A 12,181-nucleotide genomic window follows, 5' to 3' on the forward strand; every position below is an offset into this window, starting at 1 on the left:
GAAAAAAATTAGACAGATTTTTGCCATATTTTTCTAAACAAAAATGCTTCAATAGCTTGACAAATGGCTGTACAATCGGCTTCACGAAGAGAGGGAAGTTTTAAAAGAGGAATATGCAAATCTTCAAATTGAAAAGTTTTATTTGTGGAAAAACGTTCATATTCCGGACCGAGAAAAATAACGCAATCGATAGTTGTGTGCTTTTCAAATTCTATCATATAAAGACCAACGCCACGAATCTCGATACCGCCCTCTAAATTATCAGGAGTGTATCCGTGAAGTTTTCCATTTTCCGCACGCAACATTGTATAATCATCACTGATAAACTTCGCTTCACGTTTTGACCACTCAGCACGGTCGAGCAAAGAAAGGGTAAGGGTTGATTTTCCTGATCCCGATGGACCTATAATTAACAGCCCCTTACCGCCCAATTGAAGGCAATTTGCGTGGAGTATTTCACATTCTGTTGTCATGCATTTTACTTTGGATAAAAGATTTATTTAGCGAGGGGAAGCATAATAATAAAACGTGCACCAGTTTTACACTTTCCAAGTGTAAGATCAATAATATTTTCGGCTGTAATTGTCCCATTATGAGCCTCGATGATTTGCCGACTAATAGAAAGGCCAAGTCCAGAGTTTTGTCCAAAAGCATCTTCGTTTGGTCGATCTGTATAAAAACGCTCAAAAATACGTTCAATATTTTCTGAACGAATACCTGGGCCATTATCTTCAATGGTTAAAATAAGGGTTGAAGCATGACTTTTCATAGTAATGCAAATTTTGCCACGATTCCGAGGAATAAAAGAACGTGCATTTTCAAGAAGGTTTGAAATCACTTGCCCTAAACGGAGTTCATGTCCCAATACAAGATAGGCTTTTCCATGAGGACGTGGGACAATATTAAGGCTTATATCAATGGTTTGCGTATTACGATACACTTCCTGAACAGCATGAACAAGACTTTCCAAAAGCGGTGTCATATCAACAATCTCTGCGGTTTCTCGTGCAAGCTCTGCGTCGAGCCGCGATGCATCAGAAATATCTGTAATCAACCGATCAAGACGGCGCACATCATGTTGAATAATTTCAAGCAATTTCTCTTGTGCTTCTTCATTTTTAGCCAGAGGGAGAGTTTCAACAGCACTGCGTAGGGAGGTGAGAGGATTTTTTAATTCGTGGCTTACATCAGCAGCAAAGCGCTCAATGGCTTCAATACGCATATAAAGGGCATTAGTCATATCACGAATAGAGGTTGAAAGGTGGCCAATTTCATCTTCACGCATTGAAAAATCAGGAATTTCTACACGCTGATTATTGCCATTACGCACTCGATTAGCCGAGGCAGATAATTTACTTAATGGATGGGCAATCGTATGGGCCAAAAAGAGAGAAAGAACCAAAAGTACGCTGCCTACAACGGCAAAAACTTTAAAGATAACCAGTCTTTCACCTTTTACAATGTTATCAATATCAGAACCAGTGGTTGAAAGAAGAAGAGCTCCAACTACTGCGCGATAGCGTTGTACAGGAACAGCAACAGAAACAATTAATTGACCTTGTCTGTTGCGTCTTTTAGCCGTAGCAAGAGATCCGTTTAATGCGCGGTACACTTCTGGATAAGCAATACCACTGGTTTTTGTTTGTTCTCTGTCAAGAGCAATACCTTTGCCATAAAATGTGCTTGAATACCATGAAGTAAGGCGATCCCACATGCTTTGTTCTGTTTTAAGCGGGGGTAAATCATAACTAAAAACTTCTCCACTAGAATAAAGAACGCGCGAATCAAGAAGGAGAGTAGCATCACGATCATAGATACGTGCTCTTGTCGTTTTAGGGGTGATGAGACGCCGTAAAAGAGGGGCAACTTGCTCAGGGTTAATAGGGAAATCCCAAGAATCGGTTGATTGAGGGGCGGGTGTAACGCTTTCACCAGTTTGTAACTCTAAGAGTTTTTGGGGGTCAATGAGGATAGAATTTGTATCTACTGTTGCAGAAGCAGCAATAGCTCCAGCAATAATTTTTCCTTGGGTACATAAACTTTTAATTTTTGCTTCAATTAAACCATCGCGAAATTGGTTAAGGTATAAAATGCCTGTAACTAAAACAGCAAGGGCAGCAATATTTAATATAACAATACGACGTGTGAGGCTGGAAAAAAGCAATTGTCTAAAGAGACGTTGTGTTCGAAGATGCAAACGGGCAAACATAAGAAATGGCGTTGAGGATGTACCATTAACAGTTGTTTTTTGTAAAGTTTCCAGTTGAGAATTGTCTGTCATCGATTTGATGGCCGTTCAAATTTTTGCGACAAAGTAGTTTTATACCTCGTGGAAACGATAACCTACACCATAAAGTGTTTCAATCATTGCAAAATCATCATCCACTTGTTTAAACTTTTTACGCAGACGTTTAATGTGACTATCAATGGTGCGATCATCTACGTAGACTTGATCACTATAGGCAGCATCCATTAAAGCATCACGACTTTTTACAACTCCTGGTCTTTGTGCTAAGGTTTGCAGAATCAAAAACTCCGTAACGGTTAAAATAACAGGTTTATCTTTCCATGTACAGGTGTGGCGTTCTTGATCCATTACAAGATCTCCACGTTTGAGAGAAGAGGTGGAAGAAGTTCCTGTAGAAAGCGGTTGGTTACGTGCATTAGAACGGCGCAAAATAGCTTTCACGCGTTCAATAAGAAGACGTTGGGAGAAAGGTTTAGTAATAAAATCATCAGCTCCCATTTTGAGACCAAATAATTCATCAATTTCATCATCTTTAGAGGTGAGAAAAATAACTGGAAGATCAGATTTTTGACGTAAACGACGCAAGAGTTCCATCCCATCCATTCGGGGCATTTTAATATCAAAAATAGCTAAGTGTGGAGGGTGAAGTGTGAGACCCTTGAGTGCAGATGCTCCATCTGTATAGCTTTCAACCCGATAGCCTTCTGTCTCAAGCGCAAAAGATAAAGATGTCAAAATATTGCGATCATCATCAACAAGTACAATCGTTTGCGTGATTGTTGGTGTATCTTTCATGGTTTCTTAGACCTTTCTATTGCTGTGGTAGCAAATTACCCACACTTATTTATATGGGAGTTCATATTTTTTTTGCAAAACAAATATGATACAAATTGTAGCAAAGTAAAAAACCTTTTGTCATTACTGTAAAATCTTGTTTTGCTTTCATAATTTATAATGTTTCTACGTCTATTAAGATCCCTTCATTTGAGAGAAAATTTTCATAAAGGCTTTTTTAACAAGGTTTATTACAAAGTTTATTATTGTATTTGTCTCATAATTGAACAGATGTAGTTTTGATTGTTGAAGTTTAGAAAATCTGCCTATGTGTTTTAAGAGCAAAGAAAAGAATGTGGCAATATATGCACAAAAATTTGTTTCTGCTACACGAAAGGAGGTCGTAATGGGATTTTTTAATTTTATTAAAACTGTAGGGGAAAAGTTAGATATTGGGGACCATGACCCAAAAGAAAAAGATTTTAAGAGAGCATTTGATCATTTTCAACTCGGTACAGAAAAAGTCAATATTCAAGTTGAAGACGGTAAAGCTATTTTAAGCGGTGAAGTTCCAGACAGGGAAACACTTGAAAAAGCACTGCTGGTTGTTGGCAATTCACAAGGTATCTCTTCTGTAGATGTTGATCAATTAAAGGTTACAAATACAACGCCTAGAAAACCTTCTCGCTTTTATGAGGTTAAATCTGGTGATAATCTTTGGAAAATTGCTGAAGAGGTTTATGGAAAAGGGCAAGGTAATAAAAACACATTTATTTTTGAAGCCAATAAGCCAATGCTAAAATCTCCCGATAAAATTTATCCTGGACAAGTTTTACGTATTCCTGAAATTGACCATAGTTAATTCATTAAAGGGGAGAATTTGTTACTGATGGCATTAAACAGAAAAAGAAGAAGCGTACAAAAATTTCACGCTTCTTCTTAAAAGTGTGTATTATAAAACAAGGAGCCTAGTGCCTATGAGAGGATTTAGAAGGTGATGGTGCTTTCATAGCGTTTACAGAGAAATCAACATCAATCGTTCCTGCTTTCTCAAATGTCAATTGTGCGCTAATTTTATCACCTAACTTGAATGGTTGTGAAAGCCCCATAAACATAATATGATCACCGCCAGGCTTAAGCGTGATTTCGCCATTTCCCGGAATTTCAATGCCATTGTGCATTTTTTCCATTTTCATAATATCATTAACGACAGCCATAGAGTGTATCTCTGTTGTTTTTACTCCGTTTGTGGAAATAGAAATCAAACGGTCTGGGGTATTACTGTGATTAATAATGTAGAGATAACCGCTACCAACTCTTATACCTTCAGGTGTTTCGCGTGTCCAAGGATTGAGAATTTCTATGTCGCCAAGTTTATATTGCTGAGCACTTGCTGGCAGGGTTACACTAGCAAAGAGAAGAGCACACACGATATTTATGATAAGCTTTTTGTATGAATATTGTGTATGTATTATATTCTTAAAGATAAGATTTGTTATTTTCTTAATAATAGATGTCATCATTGATTTACCCTCCTTCATAAGATTCTCACTTTGAATAGCTTTTTATTTTAGCAGAGCTTTTATTTAAAATAAAAGAAAGAAATGCTAAAATGAAATTGATTTGAATATGAGAATAAAAATCATAGAATTCTTGGATTTTAAAGGAAGACAATAAAGTTTACAATGACAACACACCTCTCAATGCTTCCGTATTCACCTCATAATAGTATTTGTAAATGGTATAAAATCTATGATGCACTACTATTTTACTTAATAAAGATATAATACAGAACAATTATAAACCACTTTACCAATTTTTAATATTACGACATCTCTTGGTATTTTAAAGCGTTTATACAGAGGCATTTTTATATATTTTCAAAGTTCAAAATTATATAGTTAAGAAAAAACGCTTTAGGTGAGTTTAAAGCATATCTTTCAAATAGCAGTAAACAATGAGAGCGTTAAAAGGAGAATTTTTGAAAGGATATCGATAGATAATACCTCTACTGATATGAGCATTAGATATGATGACTATTTTAGTCCAAGGAAAATTTATAATATTCGTGATATAAATTATTCGCCTTTTAAAAAGCTTTTACGTGAGTATCATTTTATTAATGATGAGAAGATCAAGAGCGAGAGTGCAATCACTCTTTTGTTCTTTTAATTTTTATAGAAAGATATATTTATTGAGAATTGCAAGAAAAATATATTATAATCTCAAGTCTCTCATAAATATGGTATTTATGGGTCATTAGAGCGCCTATTTTAAAATAAATTTTTTATTTTGGAGATGTTTCTCTCATTATTCTCTTGTAGCAATAAAAGCCTGTTCTTATATACGAGGCAACAAGGCTTATTGCGACTTGCAATTTATTATTATTTTATGTTGCTTGAAGCAATATATGGGTTTTGAGTGTTATGAGGAGCTGTCTTAAAAAGATGCTTTATGAAGGTTGAGGTAGCTTGCTGAATGGAGATTATAATATGGCAAAAGTAATTGGTATTGATTTGGGGACAACGAACTCTTGTGTGGCTGTTATGGATGGCAAAAACGCAAAGGTTATCGAGAACTCAGAAGGAGCACGAACAACACCTTCCGTTGTTGCCTTTACTGATGGGGGAGAGCGGCTTGTTGGACAGCCTGCTAAACGGCAGGCGGTAACAAATCCCGAAGGGACAGTTTTTGCAGTTAAACGTTTGATAGGGCGTCGTTTTGATGATCCTATGGTTGAAAAAGATAAAGCACTTGTGCCTTATAAAATTGTTAAAGGTGACAATGGTGATGCATGGGTTGAAGAAGCGGGGAAAAAATATTCTCCATCGCAAATTTCAGCTATGATTTTGCAAAAGATGAAGGAAACAGCTGAATCTTATCTGGGTGAAAAAGTTGAACAAGCAGTTATTACTGTTCCTGCTTATTTTAATGATGCGCAACGTCAAGCGACTAAAGATGCGGGTAAAATTGCTGGACTTGAAGTTTTACGGATTATTAATGAGCCGACTGCTGCTGCTTTAGCTTACGGTTTGGATAAAAAAGACGGAAAAACAATTGCTGTTTACGACCTTGGTGGTGGTACATTTGATATTTCAGTACTTGAAATTGGAGATGGCGTTTTTGAAGTTAAATCAACTAATGGAGATACGTTTTTAGGGGGTGAAGACTTTGACATGCGCTTGGTTGGTTATTTTGCAGATGAATTCAAAAAAGAGCAAGGAATTGATCTGAAAAATGATAAATTAGCTTTACAGCGCTTAAAAGAAGCGGCAGAAAAAGCAAAAATTGAGCTTTCTTCGTCACAGCAAACAGAAATCAATTTACCATTTATCACGGCAGATCAATCAGGTCCCAAGCACCTAACAATGAAATTGACTCGAGCAAAGTTTGAATCTCTCGTTGACGATTTAGTGCAGCGCACCATCGAGCCTTGTAAAGCTGCGTTAAAAGATGCTGGATTAAAGGCCGGTGAGATTGACGAAGTTGTTTTAGTGGGTGGTATGACACGTATGCCCAAGATTCAGCAAGTCGTGCAAAGCTTCTTTGGTAAGGATCCACACAAAGGCGTTAATCCTGATGAAGTTGTTGCAATGGGTGCTGCCATTCAAGGGGGGGTATTGCAAGGCGATGTCAAAGACGTGTTGCTTCTAGATGTAACCCCTTTATCCTTGGGGATCGAAACCTTGGGTGGTGTTTTTACACGTCTCATTGAGCGCAATACCACTATCCCAACGAAAAAATCTCAAGTTTTTTCAACAGCTGATGATAACCAGAGTGCTGTGACTATTCGTGTTTTCCAAGGTGAACGGGAAATGGCGAGTGATAATAAGTTATTGGCTCAATTTGATCTTGTTGGTATTCCTCCAGCACCACGTGGTATACCTCAAATTGAAGTTACTTTTGATATTGATGCGAATGGTATTGTTAATGTTTCGGCCAAAGATAAGGGAACTGGTAAAGAGCATCAAATTCGTATTCAGGCATCAGGTGGTTTAAGTGATGCTGATATTGAAAAAATGGTACAGGATGCGGAAGAGCATGCAGCTGAGGATAAAAAACGCCGTGAAGGTGTTGAAGCTAGAAATCAAGCGGAAGCTCTTATTCATTCAACTGAAAAATCACTCAGTGAATATGGCGATAAAGTATCAGCTGAAGAAAAAGGACAGATTGAAACAGCGATATCTGATTTGAAATCTGCGCTTGAAGGCAGTGATACTGAAGAAGTAACAACAAAGATGCAAAAATTAGCTGAAGTCAGTATGAAGCTTGGACAGGCTATGTATGAAGCTTCACAAGCAGCGAGCGCTGACACTGAAACAGAAGCAAAGAATGACGATGTTGTTGATGCTGATTTTGAAGAAGTTAATGATAAGAAGAAATAGTGTCAGCATATGTGTTGATTAATTTATAAACCCGGCCTTTGAAATATAAGGCTGGGCTTTATTATTTGAGTGAGTTGCAACTTTGTTGCTAAAAATATAAATTAAAAGCAATCTTATCCATAAAGATGGATGACAGAGAAATTATCAGGAATACATGATGAAGGTTGACTATTATGAAATTCTTGGCGTGACTCGTGAATGTGATGATAAAAAGTTGAAATCTGCTTTTCGTAAGTTGGCAATGCAATATCATCCTGATCGCAACGCCGGGGATAAAGAGGCAGAGCGAAAATTCAAAGAAATTGGCGAAGCCTACGAAGTCCTTAAAGATCCCCAAAAGCGTGCTGCTTATGATCGATTTGGTCATGCGGCTTTTGAAAATAGCGGTAGTCAAGGAGGAGCAAATCCCTTTGGAGGTTTTGCTTCTGGTGGTGGCTTTGCTGATATTTTTGAAGATTTTTTTGGCGAAATTATGGGAGGTGCGCACCGTAAGCGTGGTGATGGTCGCGAACGTGGTGCAGATCTGAGTTATAATATGGAAATAACCTTAGAAGAGGTATTTTCAGGAAAAACTGCAGAAATTACTATTCCCAGTTCCGTTACGTGCGATGTTTGTGAAGGATCAGGAGCGAGAAAGGGCTCTAAGCCGCAAGTTTGTGGAACATGTCATGGATCTGGTCGTGTGCGTGCTGCACAAGGTTTCTTTTCTATTGAGCGAACATGTCCTTCATGTCATGGACGTGGTGAAGCTATTACAGATCCATGCCCAAAATGTCAGGGGACACGACGCATAGAGAAAAAACGTTCATTGAGCGTGAATGTTCCAGCTGGTATTGAAGATGGAACGCGTATTCGCCTTTCTGGTGAGGGTGATGCTGGTATTCGTGGTGGCCCCAATGGTGATCTTTATATTTTTCTTTCCGTTAAACCGCATGAATTTTTTCAGCGAGAAGGAGCAGATCTTCACTGTCGCGTTCCCATTTCAATGGTAACAGCTGCTTTAGGAGGAGAGTTTGAAGTTTCCGATCTTGATGGTGTTAAAGCGCGTGTTAAGATCCCAGAAGGGACACAAAATGGACGTCAGTTCCGCCTTAAGGGCAAGGGTATGCCCATGTTGCGTCGGCAGCAAGCAAGGGGTGACCTTTACATCCATATCACGATTGAGACACCACAGAAATTAACGCAAGAGCAACGTGAACTATTGCAAAAATTTGAAAAACTTTCAAATCATGAGAACTCACCGCAATCACATGGCTTTTTTTCACGTATGAAAGAATTTTTTGAAAATATTTCTGGTTAAATATGTGAATGTTCTCAGAATAGATTAGAAAAAACTTTTGGAAGGTTATTTTAATTAAGCTTTCTATAGTCTTATCATCTGTGAAAAGCATTTTTTTCTTGAAAAGAAAAGAGAGAAACGATTAATTTAGGGTAAGTGCCTGCCGCTGATAGTTTTTTACATTTCACGAGTTTTATGGATAAGTCTTATTTTTGAGTATCTATGATATTTTAAAAAGGGCTTATCCATACAAGAGGAACGCAATTGAGTGACTAATTTCCAGTGTCATGATAACTGCCTTTATGCATTCAGCATTTTTTGTATTTATTGTTTTACTCAAAATGCCTTTTTAAAAGCCCTATACTAAAACTGTCAAATAGGGTAGTAGCCTACCAAGAAGTAGCTAAATAAGCTATTAGACAATCCATCTTTTTGAAATAAAATATCAATTCCTCATAACCAATTTTATTTTTGGCATTTTTGATAGTCTTAAAAATTTCTTGGATAAGGTTACAGTGCTAAGTCAATCTACTTCTTATCTTGGTGATCTGTTAATTTTATTATTATAAGAAAATTTTGTTTTTACCTTACAAAATCAATGGTTGTATATATTCTTATTCATTGTTAAATATCCATAAGCGTAAACTAACGAGTCGAATGTACGGCATAACTTTAAAATTTTTTCAGAACTTTGCTTTTCAATTTTATACATAAAATCATAAAATAATAACGTTTTGTACGCCTGTTTTGTTTAATTTTTCGCTGTCAATTTTTTGAGGAAGTTGTTTTCTTATTTCATTTCGTTATTACTTTTCCTAAATTCCACTAAGAGATGGTAAAAAGTGATGAGGAGGCTCTATTAATGGATGATGCTAAAAACGGTGCTGTAGATGTTTTAGAAAAACAAGCAGCATTTCTATCGTCTGCTTTACCATATATGCAAAAATACGAAAATGAAACGGTTGTGGTAAAATATGGCGGTCATGCTATGGGTGATCCTGCCTTGGGGCGAGCGTTTGCGCGTGATATTGCTCTATTAAAGCAATCGGGGATTAACCCTGTTGTTGTTCATGGTGGAGGACCTCAAATTGCTGAAATTTTGATGAAAATGGGGATTGAATCACGATTTGAAAACGGTTTACGGGTAACCGACGAGCGGATCGTTGAAGTCGTTGAAATGGTTTTGGCCGGTTCCATAAACAAAGAAATTGTTGCTCTCATCAATGCAGAGGGTGAATGGGCAATAGGATTATGTGGCAAGGACGGCAATATGGTTTTTGCCGAAAAGGCTTATAAAACTGTCATTGATCCTGATTCGAATATTGAACGTGTTTTAGATTTGGGATTTGTTGGTGAGCCTATTGAAGTTGATCGCACATTGCTGGATCTTTTAGCATGTTCTGAAATGATACCAGTTCTTGCTCCTGTGGCTCCAGGACGCGATGGAAAAACCTATAATATTAATGCTGATATTTTTGCTGGGGCTATTGCTGGTGCATTAGAGGCTAAACGCCTTTTATTTCTTACTGATGTTCCTGGTGTTTTGGATAAACAGGGCCAACTTTTAAAAGAATTGACAGTTTTTGAAGCAGAGAAACTTATCAAAAATGGGACAATTTCAGGAGGCATGATTCCAAAAGTAGAGACTTGTATGAAAGCCCTTCAAAATGGTGTGGAAGGTGTTGTCATTTTAAATGGTAAAACTCCTCATTCTGTTTTACTAGAACTGTTTACCGAACAGGGAGTTGGAACGCTTATTGTTTCATAAATTGTGCGGAAAATTGGAGGAGAAAGTCTTTCATGACAAATATAAAACAGCTTAAATATCCTTTATTAAGTAAGCCAGAATTGGCAATATTTGCTGCAACAATATTGTGGGGTATTACATTTTTAGTCATTCATATTGCGGTACGCTATAGTGGTCCCCTGTTTTTTGTTGGATTTCGTTTTATTGTTGCATCTCTTATATGTGGGGCAATTTTTTGGCGCTCTATAAAAGGTATAACGGTTTATGAAGTTTTCGCTGGGATGGCGATTGGTTTAGCCATGTTTTTAGGTTATGCTTTTCAAGCAGCTGGACTTCAAACGATTATTAGTAGTCAGTCGGCTTTTATTACAGCGCTTTATGTACCGATGGTTCCAATCTTGCAATGGATTGTTTTTAAAAAACCTCCCCGTTTTGCTTGTTGGGTTGGTATTGTTTTCGCTTTTATTGGGCTTGTTCTTGTTTCAGGACAAAAGCCGGGGAATTTTGATTTTTCAAAAGGCGAAATTTTGACTTTGTTAGGCGCTTTAGCGATTGCTGGAGAAGTCATCCTCATCGGAATTTTTGCCAATAAGGTTGATAGTCGGCGTGTGACCATTATCCAGTTATTTTTTAGTGGTTTTTTTTCATTTTCTTGTATGCCTTTGATGGGTGAAAGCATTCCTGAATTTTCGTGGGTATGGTTTAGTATTGGCATCGGATTGGCATTAATGAGTGCCATCATTCAATTGGCTATGAATTGGGCACAAAAGTCTATTTCCCCTACACGTGCAACACTCATTTACGCAGGTGAACCTGTATGGGCTGGTATTGTTGGGCGTTTGGCTGGAGAGCATTTATCCCCGTTAGCATTATTAGGTGGCTTGCTTATTCTGATTGGGATCATTGTGGCTGAAGTACAACCTTCACAATGGCGTAAAAAAAATAAAGCAATTGAAAAAATTGATTAGCTATGCACCTTTTCTGTTATAATTTTATTACATGAGATTTTTGCTTGCAAAGTTTTCATTTTTGAGGCTTTTTTTAATATGAAGAAAAGGAGGCTTTATAAGTTATTTCAGCTTTTGTATGGCAAATTGGAGCAATAATATTTATCTGTCTGCTTAACCTCTGAAACGGGAAGTCAACCTTCATTGAGTTAAAGCATGAAGTGGTAAAGACAAAAAACAACTCTCATCTTTACTGTTATTGTTAAATTTAGCTTTACAATTTTCAAAAACATCCATGGTAATTTTTTTGAACAATAGAAATTACGCACCGTTGCACGTTATTCCTTTTGTTATTTCATGGGATCACGCTTTTCACGTAAAATAGAACACCTAAAGCAGCCTCCCATAATGTTGTATATTAACGTGTTTTTTAAAAAGACAATTTTCTTAATATACATCATATTCATTAACGGTTCGCGTGAAGTATAGAAAAACCACAGAGCATCTTAAAATAGAAGGCACTAGCATTTTCTTTGCCAGTTCTCAATATTACGACAGCCTTTGGCATTTGAAAGAGAGAGGCATGTTTACTCATTTCTTAAACGTTTTTATCCATACACTAGTCCTGTTTTATAATGGAGAAGCAAAAAATTTGATTGATTCATTATGAGAAGATTTAAAATGAGAGAGTCTCGCAATATTCAGAGTTTTCATTTAAATTGCAAAACAATAAACGATCATTATAAATCAATGTGTTATCCAATGAATCGAAGAGGATTGGTGTTTTTTATCTTTAATGGA

9 protein-coding genes are annotated in these 12,181 nt (G+C 37.0%); 5 read left to right on the forward strand and 4 right to left on the reverse strand.

The window, feature by feature from the left end:
- Nucleotides 1-8 precede the first annotated feature (8 nt).
- Genes ACFINF_RS00780 through ACFINF_RS00790 form a run of 3 tightly spaced genes read right to left on the reverse strand, consistent with a single transcriptional unit; the run spans nucleotide 9 to nucleotide 3,043 of the window.
- Nucleotides 9-473 carry an HPr kinase/phosphatase C-terminal domain-containing protein gene (locus ACFINF_RS00780; protein ID WP_375619237.1) on the reverse strand — a complete coding sequence of 155 codons (465 nt, stop codon included), beginning with the start codon at nucleotides 471-473 and terminating at the stop codon, nucleotides 9-11.
- 23 nt (nucleotides 474-496) lie between these two features.
- Nucleotides 497-2,281, reverse strand: coding sequence for a stimulus-sensing domain-containing protein (locus ACFINF_RS00785; protein WP_375619238.1), 1,785 nt, complete (start codon nucleotides 2,279-2,281; stop codon nucleotides 497-499).
- Between the two features lie 39 nt (nucleotides 2,282-2,320).
- Complete coding sequence (locus tag ACFINF_RS00790) at nucleotides 2,321-3,043, reverse strand: response regulator transcription factor (RefSeq protein ID WP_005774392.1); 723 nt, start codon at nucleotides 3,041-3,043, stop codon at nucleotides 2,321-2,323.
- A gap of 385 nt (nucleotides 3,044-3,428) precedes the next feature.
- Here ACFINF_RS00790 and lysM point away from each other — a divergent pair, with 385 nt between their 5' ends.
- A complete protein-coding gene (gene lysM / locus ACFINF_RS00795; RefSeq protein WP_375619239.1) occupies nucleotides 3,429-3,884 on the forward strand; it encodes a peptidoglycan-binding protein LysM in 456 nt (151 codons plus the stop codon).
- 106 nt (nucleotides 3,885-3,990) lie between these two features.
- Here lysM and ACFINF_RS00800 read toward each other — a convergent pair whose 3' ends face one another.
- On the reverse strand, nucleotides 3,991-4,545 hold the full coding sequence (locus tag ACFINF_RS00800) for a copper chaperone PCu(A)C (protein WP_375619240.1): 555 nt from the start codon (nucleotides 4,543-4,545) through the stop codon (nucleotides 3,991-3,993).
- A gap of 969 nt (nucleotides 4,546-5,514) precedes the next feature.
- Between ACFINF_RS00800 and dnaK the strand changes: the two genes are divergently transcribed.
- From dnaK to ACFINF_RS00820, 4 genes are all read left to right on the forward strand, one after another.
- Nucleotides 5,515-7,407: a molecular chaperone DnaK gene (dnaK, locus tag ACFINF_RS00805; RefSeq protein WP_375619241.1), complete on the forward strand. Its 1,893-nt coding sequence runs from the start codon at nucleotides 5,515-5,517 to the stop codon at nucleotides 7,405-7,407.
- A gap of 157 nt (nucleotides 7,408-7,564) precedes the next feature.
- Nucleotides 7,565-8,707 (forward strand): molecular chaperone DnaJ, encoded by a 1,143-nt coding sequence (gene dnaJ, locus ACFINF_RS00810; protein WP_375619242.1) that lies wholly within the window; start codon nucleotides 7,565-7,567, stop codon nucleotides 8,705-8,707.
- Nucleotides 8,708-9,548: 841 nt separating this feature from the next.
- Entirely contained in the window at nucleotides 9,549-10,454 is a 906-nt protein-coding gene (argB, locus tag ACFINF_RS00815) for an acetylglutamate kinase (RefSeq protein ID WP_375619243.1), read from the forward strand.
- 32 nt (nucleotides 10,455-10,486) lie between these two features.
- Nucleotides 10,487-11,401: a DMT family transporter gene (locus ACFINF_RS00820; RefSeq protein ID WP_375619244.1), complete on the forward strand. Its 915-nt coding sequence runs from the start codon at nucleotides 10,487-10,489 to the stop codon at nucleotides 11,399-11,401.
- Nucleotides 11,402-12,181 lie beyond the last annotated feature (780 nt).

Source organism: Bartonella sp. TS25HLJMH, assembly GCF_042193505.1.
In the GTDB taxonomy this organism is placed as follows: domain Bacteria; phylum Pseudomonadota; class Alphaproteobacteria; order Rhizobiales; family Rhizobiaceae; genus Bartonella; species Bartonella grahamii.

Coding starts and splice junctions, on each gene's coding strand:
- dnaK (WP_375619241.1), top strand. CDS start 5,515: ATGGCAAAAGTAATTGGTATTGATTTGGGGACAACGAACTCTTGTGTG.
- ACFINF_RS00790 (WP_005774392.1), bottom strand. CDS start 3,043: ATGAAAGATACACCAACAATCACGCAAACGATTGTACTTGTTGATGAT.
- ACFINF_RS00785 (WP_375619238.1), bottom strand. CDS start 2,281: ATGACAGACAATTCTCAACTGGAAACTTTACAAAAAACAACTGTTAAT.
- ACFINF_RS00820 (WP_375619244.1), top strand. CDS start 10,487: ATGACAAATATAAAACAGCTTAAATATCCTTTATTAAGTAAGCCAGAA.
- ACFINF_RS00780 (WP_375619237.1), bottom strand. CDS start 473: ATGACAACAGAATGTGAAATACTCCACGCAAATTGCCTTCAATTGGGC.
- lysM (WP_375619239.1), top strand. CDS start 3,429: ATGGGATTTTTTAATTTTATTAAAACTGTAGGGGAAAAGTTAGATATT.
- ACFINF_RS00800 (WP_375619240.1), bottom strand. CDS start 4,545: ATGATGACATCTATTATTAAGAAAATAACAAATCTTATCTTTAAGAAT.
- argB (WP_375619243.1), top strand. CDS start 9,549: ATGGATGATGCTAAAAACGGTGCTGTAGATGTTTTAGAAAAACAAGCA.
- dnaJ (WP_375619242.1), top strand. CDS start 7,565: ATGAAGGTTGACTATTATGAAATTCTTGGCGTGACTCGTGAATGTGAT.